Source organism: Actinomycetota bacterium (assembly GCA_030019255.1).
Classification (GTDB): Bacteria; Actinomycetota; Geothermincolia; order Geothermincolales; family RBG-13-55-18; genus Solincola_A.
Map to the genome: position 1 here is coordinate 171533 of JASEFK010000001.1, position 22087 is coordinate 193619.

Here is a 22087-nt window from a genome sequence, read left to right on the forward strand (position 1 = left end):
CCTCCTGGAGCGCCTGGTCGAAGCCCCCCCCGCCCCCGAGGCGCCCCCGGCGGAGGAGATCGCCCCGCCGGAGGAGGCCGAGCCGAGGAGGAAGGTGGAGCCGGCCGCTGCATCAGCGGCGGAAACGGTAAGTCCGGTGGTCCATCCGTTAACTCCGGAGGCGGAAAAGCCGATGGAGACAGTGGCCCGAACCGGAGAGGAACTTGCTGATACAGCGCCCGGCGCGGCTCCGACCTCCCGGGAAGTGGCGGAGGTGGATTACGGCGAGCTGGACATCGACAGCTATTCCCTGGAGAGGGAGCTGGCGGAGCTCACCGGGGCTGCCATACCTCAGCCGACCAAGAAGATCAAGATACCCATAAAACCAAAAGGAGAAGAGGGCAAGGTGGAGGAAATAGAAAAGGGGAAGCCGGTACCCAAGGTGAAACGGGACAAGGCGGTAACCAAGAGCTTGATCATGCGCATCATCGACGGCATCAAGAGGTTGTAAGGGGTGTAGGAAGAGTTGCGTTCCTTCAAGATCGTGGTCACCGGGCCCTTCAGCGCGGGCAAGACCACCTTCATCAAGAGCATCAGTGAGATTGCCATCGTTTCCACTGAGCGGGCCATCTCCGATTCCACGCGGAGGGTGAAGGCGGAGACCACGGTGGCCATGGACTTTGGCCGCATCACCATCTCCAAGGACATAGTACTCTACCTCTTCGGGACCCCCGGCCAGGAGAGGTTTGACTTCATGTGGCAGATCCTATCCGAGGGCATGCTCGGATACATCCTCATGCTGGACGCCAGCCGCCCGGAGACCTTCCCGGAGGGCAGGCGCATCCTCGAGTTCTTCTCCACGCTCTCCGATGCCCCCTTCGTAGTGGGGGCCACCCGCATGCCGGACGGGGACCACCAGGCCCTCATTGAGAGGATACGCAGGGAGCTGAACATCGACGGCGATGTTCAAGTCATCCCCTGCAATGCCCTGGAGAAAGAAGACGTGAAGAAGGTGCTCCTGGGGCTCCTCTACGACATCCTCAAGACCCTGGACAAGTGAGAGCGAAGGGATGCAAAGGCTCTTCCGCCGTGGCCCGTTTCCGTGTCCGGGTAAAGCGGTTAAAATAGGGAAGCTGGGATACGGGATGCCGTTTCAAACCGGTCATATATCCTCTTAAGGCGCGTGAAAACTTGTTTCGCGAATGAACACGAAGAAGAAAGGACGCGCGGTTAATGGAAATAGATGGTAATACGCGGCTGGTGGGGTTAGTTGGGCACGGGATAGACTATACCCTTTCCCCGACCCTGCACAATGCCGCCTTCAGGGCCCTGGGGATGAACTGGGTGTACGTTCCGCTTCGCGTCAGGCCGGAGAACGTGCCGGCAGCTTTGCGGGGTTTGCCGGCCCTGGATTTTCGCGGGGCCAACGTGACCATACCGCACAAGGTCGAGGCGGCGAGGCTGGCGGACGAGCTGCGCGGAGAAGCGGTGATACTAGGTGCGGTGAACACCCTGGTGGTCGAAGAAGGTCGCCTGGTGGGTTACAACACCGACCCCGCCGGTTTCCAGGGTTTGCTCCGGGAGGAAGGTGTAGAGGTGGCCGGAAGTACGGTCGGGCTCCTCGGGGCGGGCGGCGCAGCAAGGTCGGTGGCATTGGCCCTCATGCGGGAGGGCGCCCGGACCGTATACGTACTCAACCGGACGGAATCCAGGGCCCTCGAACTGATGGAGAGGTTAAAGGGCGCGGGTGCCTCTACCGAAATTAGGGTTGAGAAGCTGGATAAGGAGGGCGCGAAAGTTTTGCACCAATGCCACTTGGTGGTAAACTGCACCCCCCTCTCCGGGGAGGAGGGGGAGGAACTGCCCCTCGACTATTCGGGCCTTGGCGGAGGAAAGTGGGCCATAGACCTGAAATACGGTAGCCGATCCGCCTTCCTGCGTTCCGCCGCGGAAAGGGGGGCCAGGGTGGCGGATGGAAGGGAGATGCTCATCCACCAGGCGGCGGCCTCCTTCACCCTGTGGACGGGGATGCCCGCCCCCCTAGAGGCCATGCGCGAAGCGTACCGGAAAGCGGTGAAAAGATGCAGCACGGAGGCGGCGCGTTAGATGGAGAAGCCCAAGAAGGAGAGGTTGGGCCAGATACTGGTCAAGAACCGGATCATCACCGAGGAACAGCTGCAGCAGGCCCTGGAGAGGCAGCGAGAGACCGGCGAGCCCCTGGGAAGGGTCCTCGTGGACATGAAGATGGTCAGCGAGGGCGCCCTGACCTCCATCCTGGCCCGCCAGATCGGGCTGCGCTACGTGGACCTGGCCAACTACGACGTGGACATCTCCGCCTGTTCCCTGGTAGATGCGGAAATGGCGCGCCGCTATACCCTCATTCCCATCGGTTTCGAGGGAGATAAGCTCCTGGTGGCCATGGCCGACCCCACCAACGTCTTCGCCCTGGACGATGTGCGCATCATGACCGGTATGGACGTGGAGCCGGTGGTGGCCACGAAGGAGGACATCATCGCGGCCATCAACCGTTACTGCCGCTCCGAGGCCGACCTGGACCTCGGGGCGGAAGAGTTCGCGGAAAGGGTGGCCGAGGAGGTAGGGGAAGCGGCGGATGCCGAGGACGCCCCCATCGTGAAGTACGTGAACCTCCTCATCTCCGAGGCGGTGGCCGACCGGGCCAGCGACGTGCACATCGAGCCCATGGAGAACGACGTGCGCATCCGTTTCCGCATCGACGGCGTCCTCCACGAGATAAGGCGCAATCCCAAGCAGATCCACCCCGGCGTGGTGGCCAGGATAAAGGTCATGGCGGACATGAATATCGCCGAGAAGAGGCTCCCCCAGGACGGGCGCACCTCGGTGGAGGTCATGGGCAAGCCGGTGGACCTGCGCGTGGCCTCCCTGCCCACCATCCACGGGGAGAAGGTGGTCCTGCGCATCCTGGACAAGAGCACCTCTCTCATGAGCCTGGAGGAACTGGGTTTCAGCGAGGATATTTTGGAAAAATATTCCAGAAGCTTCAACAAGCCCTACGGCACCATACTGGTCACCGGGCCCACCGGGAGCGGCAAGACCACCACCCTCTACGCCACCCTGAACGTGCTCAACACCATCAAGAAGAACATCATCACCGTGGAGGACCCGGTGGAGTACCGCCTCCCCCTCATCAACCAGGTGCAGGTGCACTACAAGGCGGGACTGACCTTCGCTGCCGCCCTGAGGTCCATCCTGCGCTGCGACCCGGACATCGTGATGATCGGGGAGATCCGCGACCCGGAATCGGCGCAGATAGCCATCGAGTCTGCCCTCACCGGGCACCTGGTGCTCTCCACCCTGCACACCAACGACGCCCCCAGCGCCCTGACCCGCCTCCTGGAGATGGGCATCGAGCCCTTCCTTATCGCCTCGGCGGTGGACTGCGTGAGCTCGCAGCGCCTGGCCCGCCGCCTCTGCGAGCGCTGCAAGGAGCCCTACGAGCCCGACGAGGAATACCTGGAGAAAATAGGCTTCCGGTGGGAGGACGGGGACGAGCACGTCCTCTTCCGGCCCCGGGGATGCCCGGCCTGCAACAACACCGGGTTCCGGGGACGGGTGGGCATCTTCGAGGTCCTGGAGGTGACCGAGAACATCGAGCACCTGGTGGCCCGCAACGCCCCCCACGTGGAGATCGCGGAGATGGCCAGGTCGGAGGGCATGCGCACGCTGCGCGAGGAAGGTTTCATAAAGGTCAGGCAGGGTATAACCTCACTCGAAGAGGTGCTGAGGGTCATCATGTAGGGGTGGGTTGAAAACCGTCCGAGAGGAGGAGAGGTTAGTGGCCAAGCTGGACATCAACGAGCTGCTGGAGGAAGTCCTGGTGAGGGGCGCTTCCGACCTACACATAACCGTGGGGGCGCCGCCCATCATGCGCATCAACGGGGTCCTGGTTCGCCTGGAAGAATATCCCAGGCTAACCTCCAACGACACCCGGGACATGGTCTACAGCATTCTCACCGCCCGGCAACGGGAGCAGCTGGAGAGCAACCTGGAGTTCGACCTTTCCTACTCCGTGCCGGGAAGCGCCCGCTTCCGGGTCAACGTGTATTTCCAGAGGAACAGCATCGGGGCCGCCTTCCGCATCATCCCCTATCGCATCAAGACCATTGAGGAGCTGAACCTGCCCCCGGTGCTCTACGACTTTTGCATGCTTCCCCGCGGTTTCGTCCTGGTGACCGGGCCGACGGGGCAGGGCAAGTCCACCACCCTGGCGGCCATGATCAACGTCATCAACGAGAACCGCAACCTGCACATCATCACCGTGGAGGACCCCATCGAGTTCCTCCACGTGCACAAGAAATGCATCGTCAACCAGAGGGAGGTGGGTAGCGACACCCATTCCTTTTCCAATGCCCTCAAGTACGTGCTGCGACAGGACCCGGACGTCATCCTGGTGGGGGAGATGAGGGACCTGGAGACCATCTCCACGGCCCTCACCGCCGCGGAGACCGGCCACCTGGTCTTCGCCACCCTGCATACCCAGGATGCGCCGCAGACCATCGACCGTATCATCGACGTCTTCCCCACCTACCAGCAGCAGCAAGTGCGGTTGCAGTTGGCCTCCACCATCCAGGCCATCGTCACCCAGCAGCTGCTGCCCACCAAGGACGGCCAGTCCAGGGTCCCCGCGGTGGAGGTCATGGTGGCCACCTCGGCCATCCGCAACCTCATCCGGGAGGCCAAGGTGCACCAGATCTACTCGGCCATGCAGGCCGGGGGCCAGTACAAGATGCAGACCATGGACCAGTCCATCGCCGCCCTGTACAAGAGGGGCGTCATATCCTACGAGGTGGCCATGTCCCGCTGCAACAACCGCGACGAGATGGAGAGGCTGATAGGGTAAGCGGCCATGGACGTGGTCCTCCGCATAGAGGATTTGCACAAGAGTTATCCTTCAAGGCTTGGTCTGCCTCCCCGTCCGGCCCTGAGGGGCCTGGAGCTGGAGGTGCCCCGTGGGAGCGTGGTGGGTCTCCTGGGGCCCAACGGGGCGGGAAAAACCACCACGTTAAAGGCGATCATGGGGCTGGTGAGGCCGGAGAGGGGAAGGATATACCTTTTCGGCGGCGAGGGGTCGGACCCCGGGGCGCGAGCCCGGGTGGGCTTTCTCCCCGAGCAGCCCTACTTCGAGCTCTACATGACCCCACGGAAGCTGCTCTGCTATTACGGGAGGCTCTCGGGGATGTCCCGGGAGAGCATCCGGGCGCGGACCGCGCACCTGCTGAACCTGGTGGGCCTGGGGGAGGTGGGAGACCTTCCTATGGAAAAATTTTCCAAGGGAATGCTGCAGCGCGTGGGCCTGGCCCAGGCCCTCCTGGCGGAACCAGAGCTCCTGATCCTGGATGAACCCTCCACCGGCCTCGATCCTCTGGGCAAGATAGAGGTGAGAGACCTCCTGGAAAGCCTGCGCCGATCGGGGGTTACCATCCTGCTCAGCTCCCACCAGCTCTCCGAGATCGAGGAGATCTGCGACCGGGTGGCCATCATCTCCGAGGGCCGGAACGTGGCTTCCGGGGCTCTGGACGAGCTCCTCCGCTCCCGCGACGAGTTCCTGGTGACCCTGGCTTCCCCTCCCCCCGAGGGTAAGGGACCGGACCTTCCCGCAACGGCGACCTGGACCGGCGACCGCACCGGGATAATCGTGCCGCGGGAGGCGCTGGGGAGCATCCTCCGGGTCCTCCTTGACGCCGGGCTGGAGGTGGAACGGGTGGGGCCGAGGCGCATGAGCCTGGAGGAGTTCTTCCTGGAGAGAGTGGGGAAGGGAGGTGGCGGCTGAGATGAGGAAGGAGGCCGCCGACCTGGTCACCGTGGCCTGGGGTGTGGTGCAGGACGCCCTGCACCGCAAGGTCTTCTACGCCCTCCTCGCCTTCACTGTCATCCTCATCCTCCTGGTGCCCATGCTGCCCTCGTCGGAGGTGGGAGTGCAGCTGGACCTGGCTCGGGAGGCCGCACTAGGGCTGGTGAGCATCATGGCCTTCATCCTGGCGGTCATCATGGCCTCCACCATCCTCCCGGGAGAGATGGGAAAGAGGACCATCTACAACGTGCTTTCGCGCCCGGTGAGCAGGAAACGCTATTTTCTGGGAAAGTACCTGGGTATACTGGCCGTTTTGGCCATGAGCCTTCTGGTAGCCTACCCAGTGGTTCTGGCTTTTGTGGGCGTCAAATTCGGCGTGTTCAGCACGGGCTTGGCCAAGGCGCTCTTCACCGTCTTCCTGGAGGGGGCGGTGCTGGCCGCGGTGGCCATGCTGGCCTCCGTCCACCTGAGCCCCGTAGTCTGCGTGCTCCTCACCGGGCTTTTCTACGTCATCTGCCACGTGAAAGGCGATTTCCTCTACCGGACCATGACCGACGCCGGCCATCCGGCGGCACTGAGGGGACTGGCGGGCCTGTTCTACTATCTGCTACCCAACCTGGAGAGGCTGAATATAAACGAGACCGTGGCTCACGGGGAGAGGGTCTTCCGCGTGGGGGCTCCGGAGCTACTGCTCTTGCTGGGCCTGGCGGCGGCCTTTGCGGCTGCCTTCCTGGCCCTGGGGGCTTTCCTGCTGGAAAGGAAGGACCTTTGAGCGGCCTCCGGGCACACCCGGAAAATGGGTTTCCGGAAGCGGCGGAAGAATACCGTGGATGCTGTGAAGACTGTCTTCCGGTCCTCCGGGGATGGGGGAAGGATCGAAGGAATCGGTATTCCCCGGGAAGAGGGAAAATCTCGGCCCAGGGAATACATGGAAAATCTCCCCTGTTGTGCGGGGAGGCGGTTGTTTCCCGGGAATCGTGGGGAGCCATGACGTTTTACCGGGCGATTAAGGGGAAGCCCTGGCGGTAGCGTATGCGCCTGGTTTTCGGCGGTACAGCAGGGCGGAAAGTCCGGCGCCGCACGGGTAACTTATGGATATGGGCAGGAGTACAAAGGTGGGAGACGGCCTGAAAAGAGGCGGTTGGAAGTGGATTGTGGTCCTGGTGGTCACGCTCCTGTCCCTGGCCGCGGCCTTCCAGGCGGGACTGGACCGCACGCCCGCCGGTTCCAGGGAAAGGACGGGGAATTTCCCCTCCTCGGCCAGTCTGGCCCGCTTCATGGGAGGTATTCGCCAGTATTTCGCCTACACCTTCTTCATCAAGACGGACAAGTTGTACCACGTATACGGGAACGACGCCGAACTCATCCCCTATTTCCAGATCATCACCTACCTCGATCCCCACTACGTGGACGCTTACTATATTCTTTCCGGGCTGCTGTACGATGCGGGACGGAGGGAAGAAGCCCTGAAATTGAACCTGGCGGGCATACGGGCCAACCCGGAATCCGCCGACCTGTATTTCAGCCTCGCCGACCTGATGTTGAGGGAGAAAAAATACCAGGAAGCCCTGGAGGCCTTCGAAGAGGCCTTTTCCCTGCGCCCGGGTATCGTCGGCATGTTCACCATATCCAGAGGATTGATAGTCATGTACGAGAAGCTCGGCAGAAAGGAAGACGCACGCAAGGTGTACTTGAAAATGATAACCGGGGACCGCGTGAAGCTCCTGACCGGGGACCTCGACGCGGAGGAGGTAATCGAACTGGTCGGGAGGATCAACGCCAGCTGCGGGCAACTGCTACCGGAAGGCCTGGGGAACTGAGCATTGTGGCGGCGCGGAAAGCTTACCGGAGGGAGGGTCCGAAAAGCCTCCCAGAATGCTTTAGGAGCCCGGCCTGGCCGTGGGGGGAACGAAGGCGGTTTGTGGGTGGAGGTCCGTTAAAGGTGTAGGAAAAATTTACGATAAATATATAAGCGTGATAAGAGATGTTGAATATGAATAGAATTGTAAATTGTTGACAAATTTGTTGAAATGGTTATAACTTAAAAAAGTCGGTTATAGAGGGGCTGGGAAGAGGAGACCCGCATGGCTCATACCTATTCCTACCGGGTGAGGGACCGTCAGGGGAAGATCGTCACCGGCAAGCTGGAGGCGGACAACGAGGCGGCGGTATCCCAGCGGCTCCGGGAGATGGGTTATTTCGTCATCGCCGTCGAGGAGGAAAGGGTTCCCATAACCAAGCGGGAGATCCGCATATTCCAGCCCAAGGTAAAATCCAAGGATATAACCGTCTTCACTCGCCAGTTCGCCACCATGATCAACGCCGGCCTCCCCTTGGTGAAGTGCCTGAGCATCCTCTCCGAGCAGACGGAGAGCCCGGTGCTCACCGAGGTGATAAGCGACGTGCAGCACGAGGTCGAGATGGGGCGCTCCCTTTCTGATGCCCTGTCGAAGCACCCCAACATCTTCAAGGACCTCTATACCAGCATGGTGAAGGCGGGCGAGATCGGCGGCGTTCTGGACGACGTACTGCTGCGTATAGCCAACACCCTGGAGAGCGAAGACGAGATCCGTCGCCGTATAAAGTCGGCCATGACCTATCCGGCGGCCATGTTCGCCATCTCCATACTGCTCCTCTTCGTAATGCTCATCTTCGTGGTGCCTATTTTCGAGAAGATGTTCCGGGACATGGGGGCCACCCTTCCCTTCCTGACCAGAATAATCGTGGGCATCAGCCACTTCCTGGCCAGCTGGAAGGGACTGATACTCCTGGCCGTGGTCATTGGAGGCGTTGTGCTGCTGCGCCGTTGGTTGAAGACCCCCGCAGGGAGGCGGAAGCTCGACTCCTTAAAGCTCAAGCTTCCCGTGTTCGGGCCGCTGCTGCACAAGATGTCCCTGTCCCGCTTCTCCCGCACCCTCGGGACGCTGGTGGCCAGCGGGGTGCCCATCCTACAAGCCCTGGAAATCACCTCCAGCACGGTGGGCAACGTCCTGGTGGCGGAGGCCGTGGAGAACGTTCGGGCAGGCGTCAAGGAAGGCGAGTCCATCGCCAAGCCCTTGAGCCAGAGTCCACTCTTTCCACCCATGGTCACCCAGATGCTGGCCATCGGGGAGGAAACCGGTGCCCTGGACACCATGCTCAACAAGGTATCGGACTTCTACGACTCGGAGGTTTCATCTACCGTCGAGGCTCTGACTTCCTTGCTGGAACCGGTCCTCATCGTCTTCCTGGGCGTGGTGGTGGGCACCATCGTCATCTCGCTCTACATGCCTATATTCTCGCTCATATCTCAGTTTTCGAAGCAGGGTTGAGGCAAAGGCCACCAAAGAGCGGTCAAAGATTGCGTTGCTCATCGATTTTGCCGTGCATGGGGAGGAAACGGAACTCGGACGGCCCGGATTTGTTAAATTTTTAAACTATTGACAAATAAAATGATGGAAATATATCTTTTTATAAAAGTGTGAAAAATATAAAAAAGTGCTAAAGTTAGTTGCCATTGTGGGCGAATTAATTTAGTGCCGTTTATTGTTGAATCATGGAGGGCGGAGTTTCTTGGAAGCAAGGAAAGGATTGTGTACCGGTCGAGAAGAAGTGTATATTTTGGAGGATAAGTGGCTGGGGAGAGCGGCAATAAGCTGTTGACGGTCAATGAGGTGGCCAACATCCTCAGGGTTTCCAACATGACCGTGTACCGGCTGGTGAAGAGTGGCCAGATACCGGCCATACGCGTGGGAAAGAATTATCGCATCAAGGAAAGCGACGTCAACGAGTACCTCTCCAGGGGTACCCAGAGGGTGGACAAGGGTTGAGATCGGGGGTAGGCATGAGCCCCAGGAAGAGCAAGGTCTACGTAGGCCTGGACATCAGCTCCAACTCGGTGAAGGTCGCCGAGGTGACCCTTGGAAAGGAAGCGCCGGTCCTCTCTAACCTGGGGATGGTCCCCATTCCCGAGGGAGTGGTTCGGGACGGCGAGGTGGAGGACGGGGTAACCCTGGCCGAGGCACTCAAGGAACTCTGGTCCGTAACCGGAATCAAGGAGAAATCGGTCATCCTGGGGATCGCCAACCAGAAGGTCATCGTGCGCCCCATCGAGCTGCCCTACATGGAGAAGGAAGAGCTGGACAGCGCCCTACGCTTCCAGGTTCAGGAGTTCATCCCCATACCCGTCGAGGACGCCATCCTGGACTACGACATCATCGAGGAGTTCATGACCGCCGAGGAGGAGCGCATGCTCACCGTGCTCCTGGTGGCCGCCCACAAGGAGATGATCAACACCTTCATCGAGGTGCTGCGGGAGGCAGGCTTGACACCCTCGACGATCGACCTGAAGGCCTTTGCCCTCCCCCGCTCCCTCATACCCCTGGCGGAGCTGCAGGCCGCCTACGAGGAGACGGAGGCCGTGTGCCTGATAAACGTGGGGGCGGGTATTACCAATATTACCATCCTCAAGGAGAACGTTCCCCGCTTCGCCCGTTTCCTGCTCCGTGGCGGGGACGATTTCGTGAGGAACATAGTCAACCGCCTGGATATGCAGTGGGAGGAGGCGGAAGCGGTGCGCCGCGGGAAGGTGGTCAATCCCGAGGCCCAGGAAATTCTGCAGCAGGACATCTTCGGCTTCGTGGGGGAGATACGGCGTTCCATCGACTATTACATCGCCCAAACCCAGGAGAGGGCCTTCCGGAAGGTCATCGTCTCCGGGAGCGGCTCCCTCACCGTGAACCTGGTCCAGGAGATGAACCGTGGCCTGCGCATGCCGGTGGAGATCGGCAGGCCCCTTCAGAACGTGCAGCTTGGGCGACTGCCCTACACGCCGGAGGAGCTCGCGGAGATCGAGCCCTCGGTGGCGGTATGCGTGGGACTGGCCCTGCGGGAGGTGGTTGAGTAATGACCAGGATAAACCTCCTGCCGCCGGAGATAAAGGAGAAGGTCGAGCGGCCGCATCTGGTGCCCTGGATTGTGCTCATGGGCCTGGTGACTGTAATCATCATCGCCGGCCTCTATATCCTCTTCAACGCCCAGAAGGCGGGCAAGGAGGAGACCCTGAAGCAGAGGCAGGCGGAGCTCGAGGAGCTCAAGAAGCAGACCAAGCCCATGGAGAGGTTCGAGGCTCAACAGAAGGAGCTGAAGGCCCTGCAGAGCCTCTACCAGCAGGCCAACGCCGGCAGGGTGCCCTGGGCTCAAATGCTCAACGACCTGGCCATGTGCGTACCTGAGGGATTGGCCACCGCTTCCAACCCCCGGGCTCCCACCATCTGGCTGACCAGCCTCACCATTGACGCGCAGCCCCTCGAGGCCGTGGCCGGGGGAGCCCCCGCGGGGCAGCAGGCCGGTGGAGGTACCCCGATACAGATAAAGGGTTACGCCACTCCGGCCTGGCTTTCCATCCAGACCTGGCTTCCCCGGGCCAGCGACTTCAAGGCCAGGGGGTTTCTGGATGCTTATCCTTACTACTATTATTTCCGTGGTCATCCCAAGGTGGCGGAGTTCTTCGTGCGCCTGCAGAACATGGAGGAATGGTCGAACCTGTGGATAACCGATTCCACGCAGACCACCATAACCGAGACCCGGATGGTGACGACGACCGACGCGCAGGGAGTCACTCAAACGCAGGAGGAGTCCTTCAGCGACTGGGCCATCCAGTTCACCATCACCGGTCAGTGGAATCCCGAAAAAGCCGTTTGGCGGGCTGAGGCTGCCTCCGGGACCACGGGAGGCTGACGAGATGAGGATAAGAGTAGGGGCTGGATTATGGTTGTTGGCGGTGGCCATCATCTGTGTCATCGTGCTGGTCCTGGGCCTCTTCCTGATCGTCTTTCCCCAGAGGAACAAGGTGGGGGAGGTGGAGGACCGTATCGCCGAGGTGGAGACCAGCATCCAAACGGAACAGAACCGTCTCAGCCAGTTGAAGCAGCTCGAGAAAGATCCGGAGCAGTTTACCAGGCAGATAGAGGTGCTCAAGCAGCGTATCCCCGAGAACGTGGAGCTGGCCGACGTTATTGAGCAGATAGACCACGCTGCGGAGGAGGCGGGCCTGGATTTCTTCTCCTTCACCCCCTCCATACCCGTGGCGGCTCAGAACTATTACACGATGACCTGCGAGGCCACGTTCAATGGGAGATATTTCAACCTAGTGGAGTTCTTCAATCACGTCGAGCGCCTCCCACGCTCGGTGAAGGTGGTGAAGCTGGAAATCCAGGAGGCGGATGCCGGGCTTCCTTACATCCAGGCCGTAATCACCTTCAGGGTGTTTTTCACCACTACGCAGGGTATCGAGGGTCTGATCACCGCTCCCGGCGGGGGAGCGGGTGCCGGCGGAGCAGGCGGAGGCACACCTTAAAGCCTGAGGCCTCGAGAGCAAGAACGGGTGATAAGGATTTATGAAAAGGAAAAGAAAGATAGAAACAGGTAAGGGAACTTGGCTGAAGCCGGTAAGGACCAGGCTGCTGGTAGGGATGGCGCTGGCCCTGATGGTGACGGCCGTCCTGGTGATGGCCGCCGAGCCGGGAGTGGAGAGATCCGGATCCGGAACCCTTTCGCAGTCCCTGCTCTCCGGGAAAGGAAGCTTGAAACTGGATGGTGAGGCTCTGGCCTCCCGGATGGTGGAGCAGAAGTTCCAGATTCACATGGAGGAGATGGAGCAGCAGCTGGGGGAGATACCCTACGTTGAGGTATGGGTACTTAACGATCCCTTCTATCCCTTGATGGGTGAAGTGGGAACCCTCCGGAAGAACTCCGGGAACCTGGCCAGCAAGGAATGGCAGATGCTCGGCTTCCCCAACTATGAGGCGCAGGCTGGAGGGACGACCGGCACCACCACCGGGGCCCCGGTGACCTCTGCGCCCTCCGCCACCCCAGTCACCACCGACGTATCCCAGCGGGTGGTGATGGTCACCGACATCTACGAGATACGGGGGATACGCTATGCGGACATCAAGGTCAACGATACCCGGTATGAGAAGCTGAAGGCCGGAAACTCCTTCGCCGAGGTCTTCAAGGTGCAGGAGATAAAGGACGAGCAGACGGTCATCCTCACCTGCGGGGACGAGTCCTACGAGCTCAAGGTGAACCAGCTGCGGAAGATATGAGATCGGGATGAGGGAGAGGGGGCGGCGGGGAGCCGCCCCCTTTAAATTTCAGGAGGAAGAAGGATGTTGAGGTTCCTGGATGCCGGTGAGTCACATGGATTTGGGATAATTACCATTGTGGAGGGCATGCCCATGGGAATTCCCGTGAGCCGTGAATTCCTCGAATCCGAACTGGCACGAAGGAGGTTGGGATACGGCAGGGGAGCCCGCATGTCCCTGGAAAAGGACAAGGTGGAGATACTGAGCGGGGTGAGAGGGGGACGTACCCTGGGAAGCCCGGTGGCCATGCTGGTTAGAAACGCTGAATATAAGAAGTGGATGAAGATAATGTCCCCCGGCGGCGATGTGGAGGTCGAACCCCTCACCAGGCCTCGGCCCGGCCACGCCGATTTGGCGGGAGTGCTCAAGTACGGGACAAGGGATATAAGGGACATACTGGAGCGTTCCTCGGCCCGGGAGACGGTGGGCAGGGTGTGCGCGGGTGCCCTGGCCAAGTCCCTCCTCGCCGGCTTCGACATTCACGTGCATTCCCACATCCTCCAGGTGGGGGAGGTGAGGGTCCCGGACAGGAAGGCCTTGCCGCGACGGGAGGAGATGGCGGGCGCCGACGGCGACCCCCTGCGCTGCCTTGATCCGGAAGCGTCGCGACGTATGCGCGAGGAAGTGGACCGCGCCCGACGGGAGGGCGACACCCTGGGTGGCGTTTTCGAGGTGGTGGCCTACGGGGTTCCAGCCGGCCTGGGGAGCCACGTGCACTGGGACCGGAGGCTGGACGCGCGCCTGGCGGCCGCGGTCATGTCCATCCAGGGCGTAAAAGGAGTGGAGATCGGGGAGGGTTTCCGGCTGGCGGGCCTGCGGGGCTCCAGGGCGGCAGACCCCATCTGTCATTCCCGCAGGAGGGGGTTTTACCGGCCGACCAACCGCGCCGGAGGGCTGGAAGGGGGGATGACCAACGGTGAGCCGGTGGTGGTCAGGGCGGCAATGAAGCCCATCCCCACCCTGGCCTCCCCCCCAGAGACCGTGGACCTATTGACCAAGGAGAGGGTGCGGGCGGCCGTAGAGAGGGCCGATGTGTGCGCCGTTCCGGCGGCGGCGGTGATCGCCGAAGCGGCGCTAGCCTTCGTACTCGCCGACGCCCTGCTGGAGAAACTCGGCGGCGACAGCCTGCAGGAATTGGAGGTCCGTTTCCGGGAACTTGTCAGGCGCCACAGGTCCTTTTAAGGGGTAGGCCTTCAACTGTCCTTCAACTGTTATGGATACTGGTAATCACGGGAAGATGACCAAGGAAATAATGTATTACCGGGGAGCTATCCGCGGAGGGATTGGCTCGCATGACCATGAACACCTTGCGTAATGGTAAGTGTCCTACGCGGAACGCTCGCGGAAAGGGAAAGGTGGGATGTAAGGAGAGGTGAAGAACCTGACCCTCATCGGTTTCATGGGAGCGGGGAAAAGCGCGGTGGGAAGCCTCCTGGCCCATAGGCTGAAGATGGGATTCGTGGATCTCGACGAGGCCATCTCCAGGGAAGCGGGCATGAGCGTGGAGGAGATCTTCGAGCGCGAAGGGGAAGAGGGGTTTCGCGATCGGGAGAGCCGGGCCCTGCGCGAGGAATTGCAGCAGGAGGGGATAGTGCTGGCCTGCGGCGGGGGCATCGTCGTCCGCCCCGAGAACGTGAGGCTCCTGCGAGATAGATGCACCGTGTTCTACCTGCGAGCGAGCAGGGACAGCATCCTGCGGCGCGTGGGTGGAGGGGAGGGACGACCCCTCCTGGCGGGTGGGCGAGTGGCGGAGCGGGTGGAGGAGCTCCTCTCCCGGAGGGAGGAGGCCTATCGCCAGGCCGCCCATTACGTGGTGGACACCGACGGCCGCTCGGTGGAGGAAGTGGTGGAGGAAATAGCGGGGATATGGTTGCGGAACTGATGGTCCGGGCGGGAGGGAAGGAATATCCCATCTCGGTGGGGCGGGGAATTTACGGACGCGTGCTTCCGGAGGCACTCCGCCGCCTCGCCCCCGCACGGGTGGCGGTAGTAACCCATCCAACCCTGCGGGAGGGATACGGCCAGATCCTGGAGGAGGCCATCCAGGCAGGGTTATCCGGAGAGGCACGTGTGGCCTGGTTCACCTTTCCCGAGGGCGAGGAGAACAAGAACCTCCGCGTGGTGGAGGAGGGATACCGCCACCTCATCCGGGAGGGATTCACCCGGGAGGACCTGGTGGTGGCCTTCGGAGGTGGTGTGGTGGGTGACCTGGCCGGTTTCCTGTCCGCCACCTACATGCGGGGGGTCCGCTACCTGCAGCTTCCCACCACCCTGATGTCCATGGTGGATTCGAGCATCGGAGGGAAGACGGGGGTGGACCTCCTAGAGGGGAAGAACGCCGTGGGTTGTTTCCATCAGCCCGAGGCGGTGATAGCCGACGTCTCGGTGCTGGAGACCCTTCCGGAGAGGGAGTTGTTGAGCGGGCTGGCCGAGGTGGCCAAGTACGGTTTCCTCTACGACCGGGAGATCCTCCAGGAGATGGAGGGCTGGCCGGAGGGGAGGCCACCGCAGGGATACGATTTCACCTCCCTGGTGCGCCGCTGTGCGGAGCACAAGGTGAAGGCGGTGGAGGCGGACGAGAGGGACCTGAAGGGAGTACGCGCCTTCCTCAACTACGGGCATACCTTCGGCCACGCCCTGGAGGCGGCTGCCGGATACCGGCTGCTGCGCCACGGCGAGGCGGTGGCCCTGGGGATGATCATGGCCTCCCGGCTGGCGGAGCGGAGCGGCCTGTCCCGAACCCCCCTGGAGGAGGGACACCTCCGCGTGCTCCTCCCCCTCCTGCAGTATATTCCTTCCGCCCTGGAGGTCTCCGCCCAGGAGGTCCTGGGTTTCATGGAGGCGGACAAGAAGCGGGGGCGGGCGATCCGTTTCGTGCTTCTCAGGGATTGGCAGTCCCCGGTTCTGGTGGACTCACCCCCGGTGGAGCTGGTGAGGGAGGCGGTGGGAAAGACCCTGGAGGACTTGCGCGGATGGATGGGATACCCCTAACCGTTGCTCGTGGGCGTGGCCGAAGACGGGTGAGGGGAGGGAATATCATTTAATGTATCCTGAAAGGAGGTAGGTCGAGCATGCCTCTTATCGCCGTGGTCAACGGCCCCAACCTCAACCTGCTCGGGGAACGGGACCCGGAGATATACGGGACGATCGGCTGGGAGGAAGTCAGGGACGCACTCCGGGAAAGGGCGGCCGAGATGGGGGTGGAGCTGGAGTTTTTCCAGAGCAACCACGAAGGGGCCATCATCGATTACCTGCAGGGCCTGCGGGGTCGCGCCGCCGGCCTGGTAATCAACCCCGGGGCCCTGACCCATTACGGATACTCTCTGCGGGACGCCCTGGCGGACCTGGACATCCCAGCCATCGAGGTGCACCTAAGCAACATCTTCGCCCGGGAGGAATGGAGGGCACGTTCGGTGGTCTCCCCGGTGGTCAGAGGAGTGATAAGCGGCCTGGGGACGGAGGGATACCTGAGCGCCGTGAGAATTATGGCGGAGTGGGTGCGATAAAAGCGTCGGGTTGCGGGGCTTACCCGGATGACGAGTTTTCTCACACCTTTCGGTATATGGCAAAGAAATGACAGGCGTACCGGGGGTTGTAACAGGATCGTAACATGGTTAATCGATAATTAACCCCGGGTTACCGTCGGGTGTGTTAAGGTCGGAAAGGAAAGCATCGATTATGTAAATAAGAAATGGATAAACACGAGTGAGTCGCAATGAATTGTTGATCGCCCGTGGCGGGGTGAGAAAATGAGGCTTCTGCAAAACATCCTCGGAGATGATTACCCGGAAGACCAGGCGGGGTTTACCCTCATAGAGTTATCCATCATCGTGGTTATCCTGGGCATCGTGCTCACCCTGGCGGTCGTCAATTACGCCAATACCAGCAGGTCCATGGCCTTGAAGGGGGCCCAGAGGCAGGTGGAAGCGGCCCTCACCCGGGCCATGAACGCGGCACGCCAGGAAAATGTCGCTTACCGGTTGATCTTTTATCCTCAGTCGGACGCTGCCCACCCGAACTCCTACGAGTTCCTTCACCGGGTGGAAAGTGCCGGCAACTGGAACCTGGAGCCGGTGGACAGGTCGGTGAGTGGGGAAGAGGTCACGGAGGACGCGGGCCATTACTACATAGAGGTTTCCAACGGTGTGAAAATCTTGAACGATACGGCAACGGTCATCGATTTCGTCCCCCGGGGAACCACCCAGACCGTTACTCCCGCCACCATCACCCTGGGGCTGGGTGGATCCACCATCAGCGTGGTCCTTGATGCGCAAGGAAGAATAAATCCGCAATAATGTTTTGCAGGCTTGGAGAGGTGGAGAGTGCGAGATGTGGCTGCGAAGGAAATTGGATAACCAAGAGGGTTTTTCACTGGCCGAGATGCTGGTGGCCGGCCTGATAATAGTGGTGGGACTCATCCCCATCATCCGCATGTTCGACGCTTCCTTTTCGGGAATGAGGGCCTTCGAGAAGATGCAGAAGAGCGTGAGCTGCGCCCAGGCCGCCCTGGAAAAAATTCGCTCCATGCCTTTTTATGAACCCCATAAGGATACCGATGTGAACTTGAATTTCGACATCGACGATCATTTCTGGGGCAGTAGAAGTCCCATAACCAGCAATCCGGCGGATGGGGAAGGAAAACCGGATTGGAGCGCCGTTCCCGAGGTCACCTACTTCAACTACGGCGGTTTCCCGGGATACGAACCCTACCGGGTGACGGTCCAGCTCTCCTATCTCGAGGACGACACGGGCGTGGCGGTGATGAAAAGCGACTGGGGGCCTAAAACGGTGGGGAAAGACCGGCCCACTAACAGCGACAACCAGGTCATCCACCTACTGTTGGTTAAAGTGAACGTTTACTGGCAGTCGGGGGATGGAGAGGACAGTTACGTGCTGCAGAGCATCATCACCGACACCGAGGCCATCTACAACATCGGTATATCCAGGATCGTCGTCACCGGGCCGGACTCCATAAGGGATGCTACCAAGCCCAACGCCGCCGCTCACTGGTCCGATCCCAATGTGAACGTGAACGTGAGGATTGAGGGCTGGGGCTTTGATGACCTGAACGACGCCAACGGAAGAGCCCAGGCCTGGCTGGTCAGGGACAAGTACGAGGATATCCCCATCACCATCACCTCGTGGACACCCACGGTGCTCGAGGGCTGGACGACCCTTTATACGGGACATAACGAAACGAACAATCCGTGGAGGCCCAAGGCGGCCATCGGCTTCTGGTCGGTGAAGGTACGCCAGGAGGGGGTAATCTCCGCCTACCTGTATGAAGGATTCATAGTCCAATACCCCAAGCCGGTTATCGACGATTTCGGAAATGATCCCGATTACAGCAAGACCGGCCCCAATTATTGGAATGCGGCCGTGCTGAAGATTAGGGGTGGGCCTTTCTGCTTCCCGGTGGAATACCCGGCGGTGAGGCTGATCAAGGTGGACAATGAGGGCAACGTCGAACACCAGATTAATGGAACGGTCACCGCGGTAAGCGCGCCGGATGGGTCCTACGGTTATGCGTCCAGCCCCGCTTGCGAGATCACGGCCACCTTCGACTTTACCGGCGCTCCGCCCGGTGAATATCACATGCAGGTGGTGAACACCAAGGAACCCACCATGATCGGACACGTGGCCTCGGATCTCTCCAGCGCGGTATACGTGATCGAGGAGGCCATACCCGAGGTATACGACGTTTACGTCTACGGTACCGGTTCCCACCAGGCGTATAACAACATGGGGAATCCCTGGAGGCTGGTCTTCGAAGGGAAATATTTCAACATGCAGGGGACTCCCCCGGTGGAGGTATACCTGTGCAGCGACGTGGTCAACGGACAACCTGCCGGGAATTATGTTCAGGGAACCGTTGTGCAGGTCATGAACTATACCTACGTGATCGCCGACTTCAACCTCTCCGCCCTGCCGGAGGGCTGGTACAAAGGTTATGTTAAGAACCTGAACAACAACCAGTCCGGATGGACCGTAGGTTCGCCCTTCCAGGTGGTGGCCTTCAATGCCAGTATAGGCGGGTTTGTGCCCGACAACGGCTACAATTTCTACGAGAACTACTACGACATACCCTGCAAGATCACCGGGAACGGCTTTTCCGCCACCTCGGGGGTTTCCATCACCGACGGTTCGGTGGAATACAGCCTGGCGGGCGAGTACACCGTCACCAACGATAACGAGATAAGGGTGAACCTCAACCTCATCGGTTGCGACAACACCCATAACTGGAAGGTGAGAGTATACTTCGGAAGTTATTATATCGAAAAGGAGTTCGACGTCATACTGGGGCCTGCCAAGATACTCCCCCCCAGCGACACCAAGTATGCCTTAGCCATTTACGCCGAGAGGTGGTATTCAGGTAGCGAATGGCATTATGAGACCACTTCAACCAGGGCATATGCCTGGAGGAGTTATTGGTATGGGGCCGGTTACGCGACCTTCCGGGTGAGGGGGATGGGATTCCCCATGAATGGGCAAACAAACTTAAGAGTATGGGGTAGTGGTCTGGACGTAAATGGCAATTTTAATTGCACTTACGATCGGACCAACAAGATTGTACAGATTCAGTCCTCTAGATGGACCATGCCGGGCGCTACAGGTCTTTACAACATAGAGGTCTATAGGGTTGGCGATACTATTAAGGATACCTACACGGGAAGATGGGAGCTGAGGAGTTAATGGCGGTGGCAAAAAAAACGCGCAACTTCCGGGAGAGGATGCGGAAAGAACCCGTTCTCCGAATAGTGCCTGGAGAGGCGGGATTTACCCTCGCTGAACTTATGGTGGTTATCGGCATCCTGATCATCTTCCTCATCGGGGTGGCGGGAATGTTGGAATCCGGCGCCGACAGCTCAACCACCCAGTATGTTCTGGCCCGGATAGAAGAGGATGCAGGAAAAGTACTGGACACCATGACCCGCCAGATCAGGGTGGCCACGACCATCAATCCCTTCAGCACCAACAGCACCCTTATATTCTCGGGCGACCTGGATGGGAGCGGAACTGTTCAGGCCATGGTCTTTACCGTTTCTGGCGGGAAGCTCATGCGGGGCTCCGACCCGAATAACCTCCAAGCATGGGTGGATGGGGTGGAGAGCATAACCTTTACCTATCATCGATTCAATCCTGTCACCAAGGCGATGGAGGAGATCACCCCGGGAACAGCTGGTTGGAACACCCTCGTGGACCGCGTGGATATCGCCATCCGATTCTCTCGCCGGGCGGGAAAGATAAACCTGCAGAGGGACTATACCGGTAGCGTGACCCTGCGCAACAATTTGTGACGGTTTCTTTAAGGATGTGGGTGTGATGAACGGCATAAAAAAGAGGGCGCGAAAGGTGATGCGCAGGTTGGGAAAGAAGGCATGGGCCACCTTCCTCGGGCCCAAGGATGAGGGTTTCGCCATCGTCATCGTCCTGGTGGCCCTGACCATGCTCTCCATCCTGGGCGCCGCCAGCCTCCTGCTCATGGTCTCCGCCCTGCAGGGCGCGGTCAACGCCAGACCGGAGGATAAAGCCTTCCAAGTTGCTGAATCCGCTCTATATCTCGCTCACGCCAAAATAGTCAACAACGAGATAACCGGGGGGACCGTTTACACTTATTCGGGCGAGCTTCTCGGTGGGAGTTACCAGCTGGAGATCCAGCCGGTTGCGGGCACCTACAACTACATCGTAACCGCTACGGGGTCTTACGTAGAGAGGGGCACCACCTACCGACGCAGGATAAGGGAGGAAGTCATCTACAGTGGCCTGCAGGCCTTCGACGTGATGAAGAACTATCTCCTGTTCGCGGGAAACGATGTAAACATAAGAGCTGACGAAACCATCAACGCGGGCGCGCCCATCACCATCAATGCAGGTGGGGGCGGCTCCCTGGGGGGCGGCATTCGAGCCGAACGGGACGTGAATATCACCGTGACTCCCGTTGTCAGCCTGGGCGACGGGTTGACCATAAACGGCGACATCGAGGCCAAGAGAAAGCTTTACGTGCATGTGGGACCGCGCTGGTTTGGATCGGTCAACGCCAGGCTTTACGGGAACATCAAGACCGGGGATAAATCCACCGGACAAAAGGGTACCGTGGAGCTGTGGGCGGACGGCATAGCCCAGCTCTTCCCGCCCGCCTTTTCCTTGGCTTACATATATGCGGCCACCACTGGTTCCATAAATTGGAGTCTTTATGCCGGGACCCTTATAAAAACGGTGGACAAACTCTTCGGGTGGGACCTGGGGGCCATCTATACCCCGCCGGGGGCGCCGATCCAACAGGCCGCTTGCGATAAAGTATATGTGCCGGAGCCCAACTTCGAGTACTACCGCGCTCTAGCCCAGCAGCAGGGAAATTTCTTCATCGGCGACAAGACCTTCAGCGGCAACCTAAGTACCTACGGTACGTCCTCGGTGACCGTCATCTATTGCACCGGGAATCTCACTCTCAACGGCGTGGCCTGGGACGTGCCGAATATGAAGGGTATATTCGTCTGCGAGGGAAGCTTCACTGCCAACAACCGTCTACAATTCAATTCCAACTCCAAGTTTCAGGTCATCAGCAAAGGGGACATAACCTTCAACAACGACTGGTCTTTCCTTGGATGGGGTTCCACAAACGAGTATTTCTTCTGGGCGGGAAAGGATATAAACGTGGACCTGGGAATGTTCAACAATCAATATTGCCAGATGACCGCCCTGCACGATATCAATATCTTCAGCTCGGAAAACCTTTTTGCCACCTGCACCATCAATTACCGCGCCCCGGACGTGGATGTGGCCGGTTTCCCCATCGAGCTCACGGTTATAAACTGGAGGGAGATCAGCCTGGACCAGGAATGAACCCCGGCGCAACCCTTTCAGAGGTCCCAGCGATCGGGAACCAAGAATAGGAAAGGGTTGTGAAAAGCGAGCATCGTTTAAATGGCCTGTTCCCACGCCATTTCTTATTTAGGGTTCGCAGCTTGATGAATGGAAGGTATGGCCATTCAGTCTCCCCGAATCGATTCCCGCTCCCTTGGAACTTTTCCATCTGGAACGACGAGAGATACTGATCCGGGGCCGGGTGTTGCCATATTCCTGGAGGGGTTCGGGCATCTTGTTTTGCGCAGTCCCGTTCGCTTTAATGGGGCTGGTCGAAAGAACCTTACGA

At 59.9% G+C, this 22087-nt stretch carries 22 protein-coding genes; all 22 read left to right on the forward strand.

The annotated features are described in order from the left end of the window. Positions 1 to 490 (forward strand): hypothetical protein (locus QME84_00795; protein MDI6872813.1); only part of this gene is annotated, 490 nt, incomplete at its 5' end. A 15-nt stretch (positions 491 to 505) separates the two neighbouring features. Then, positions 506 to 1039 (forward strand): ATP/GTP-binding protein, encoded by a 534-nt coding sequence (locus QME84_00800; protein MDI6872814.1) that lies wholly within the window; start codon positions 506 to 508, stop codon positions 1037 to 1039. 173 nt (positions 1040 to 1212) lie between these two features. After that, a complete protein-coding gene (aroE, locus tag QME84_00805; protein ID MDI6872815.1) occupies positions 1213 to 2085 on the forward strand; it encodes a shikimate dehydrogenase in 873 nt (290 codons plus the stop codon). Continuing rightward, positions 2086 to 3756: a type IV-A pilus assembly ATPase PilB gene (gene pilB, locus QME84_00810; GenBank protein MDI6872816.1), complete on the forward strand. Its 1671-nt coding sequence runs from the start codon at positions 2086 to 2088 to the stop codon at positions 3754 to 3756. 7 nt (positions 3757 to 3763) lie between these two features. Next, positions 3764 to 4858: a type IV pilus twitching motility protein PilT gene (locus QME84_00815; protein ID MDI6872817.1), complete on the forward strand. Its 1095-nt coding sequence runs from the start codon at positions 3764 to 3766 to the stop codon at positions 4856 to 4858. Positions 4859 to 4864: 6 nt separating this feature from the next. Then, positions 4865 to 5788, forward strand: a complete 924-nt coding sequence (locus QME84_00820) for an ABC transporter ATP-binding protein (GenBank protein ID MDI6872818.1) — start codon at positions 4865 to 4867, stop codon at positions 5786 to 5788. A gap of 1 nt (position 5789) precedes the next feature. Next, a complete protein-coding gene (locus QME84_00825; GenBank protein MDI6872819.1) occupies positions 5790 to 6581 on the forward strand; it encodes an ABC transporter permease subunit in 792 nt (263 codons plus the stop codon). 343 nt (positions 6582 to 6924) lie between these two features. Further along, positions 6925 to 7629: a tetratricopeptide repeat protein gene (locus QME84_00830; GenBank protein MDI6872820.1), complete on the forward strand. Its 705-nt coding sequence runs from the start codon at positions 6925 to 6927 to the stop codon at positions 7627 to 7629. Between the two features lie 264 nt (positions 7630 to 7893). After that, on the forward strand, positions 7894 to 9120 hold the full coding sequence (locus QME84_00835; GenBank protein MDI6872821.1) for a type II secretion system F family protein: 1227 nt from the start codon (positions 7894 to 7896) through the stop codon (positions 9118 to 9120). Between the two features lie 300 nt (positions 9121 to 9420). Beyond that, on the forward strand, positions 9421 to 9618 hold the full coding sequence (locus tag QME84_00840; GenBank protein MDI6872822.1) for a helix-turn-helix domain-containing protein: 198 nt from the start codon (positions 9421 to 9423) through the stop codon (positions 9616 to 9618). A gap of 14 nt (positions 9619 to 9632) precedes the next feature. Continuing rightward, entirely contained in the window at positions 9633 to 10694 is a 1062-nt protein-coding gene (gene pilM, locus QME84_00845) for a type IV pilus assembly protein PilM (GenBank protein MDI6872823.1), read from the forward strand. Continuing rightward, positions 10694 to 11527: a hypothetical protein gene (locus tag QME84_00850; GenBank protein ID MDI6872824.1), complete on the forward strand. Its 834-nt coding sequence runs from the start codon at positions 10694 to 10696 to the stop codon at positions 11525 to 11527. Before pilM ends, QME84_00850 begins: the two co-directional genes overlap by 1 nt. Positions 11528 to 11531: 4 nt before the next feature. Continuing rightward, positions 11532 to 12146, forward strand: a complete 615-nt coding sequence (pilO, locus tag QME84_00855; GenBank protein MDI6872825.1) for a type 4a pilus biogenesis protein PilO — start codon at positions 11532 to 11534, stop codon at positions 12144 to 12146. A gap of 40 nt (positions 12147 to 12186) precedes the next feature. Then, entirely contained in the window at positions 12187 to 12894 is a 708-nt protein-coding gene (locus tag QME84_00860) for a hypothetical protein (protein ID MDI6872826.1), read from the forward strand. 63 nt (positions 12895 to 12957) lie between these two features. Beyond that, a complete protein-coding gene (aroC, locus tag QME84_00865) occupies positions 12958 to 14115 on the forward strand; it encodes a chorismate synthase (GenBank protein ID MDI6872827.1) in 1158 nt (385 codons plus the stop codon). A gap of 190 nt (positions 14116 to 14305) precedes the next feature. Beyond that, on the forward strand, positions 14306 to 14815 hold the full coding sequence (locus tag QME84_00870) for a shikimate kinase (protein ID MDI6872828.1): 510 nt from the start codon (positions 14306 to 14308) through the stop codon (positions 14813 to 14815). Beyond that, on the forward strand, positions 14800 to 15924 hold the full coding sequence (gene aroB, locus QME84_00875; protein ID MDI6872829.1) for a 3-dehydroquinate synthase: 1125 nt from the start codon (positions 14800 to 14802) through the stop codon (positions 15922 to 15924). Before QME84_00870 ends, aroB begins: the two co-directional genes overlap by 16 nt. 80 nt (positions 15925 to 16004) lie before the next feature. Next, positions 16005 to 16439 carry a type II 3-dehydroquinate dehydratase gene (gene aroQ / locus QME84_00880; protein ID MDI6872830.1) on the forward strand — a complete coding sequence of 145 codons (435 nt, stop codon included), beginning with the start codon at positions 16005 to 16007 and terminating at the stop codon, positions 16437 to 16439. A gap of 243 nt (positions 16440 to 16682) precedes the next feature. After that, on the forward strand, positions 16683 to 17228 hold the full coding sequence (locus QME84_00885; protein ID MDI6872831.1) for a prepilin-type N-terminal cleavage/methylation domain-containing protein: 546 nt from the start codon (positions 16683 to 16685) through the stop codon (positions 17226 to 17228). A 34-nt stretch (positions 17229 to 17262) separates the two neighbouring features. Continuing rightward, a complete protein-coding gene (locus QME84_00890; GenBank protein MDI6872832.1) occupies positions 17263 to 19626 on the forward strand; it encodes a hypothetical protein in 2364 nt (787 codons plus the stop codon). Next, on the forward strand, positions 19626 to 20231 hold the full coding sequence (locus QME84_00895) for a hypothetical protein (protein ID MDI6872833.1): 606 nt from the start codon (positions 19626 to 19628) through the stop codon (positions 20229 to 20231). Before QME84_00890 ends, QME84_00895 begins: the two co-directional genes overlap by 1 nt. 25 nt (positions 20232 to 20256) lie before the next feature. After that, positions 20257 to 21777 (forward strand): pilus assembly PilX N-terminal domain-containing protein, encoded by a 1521-nt coding sequence (locus QME84_00900; protein ID MDI6872834.1) that lies wholly within the window; start codon positions 20257 to 20259, stop codon positions 21775 to 21777. The last annotated feature ends 310 nt before the right edge of the window (positions 21778 to 22087 follow it).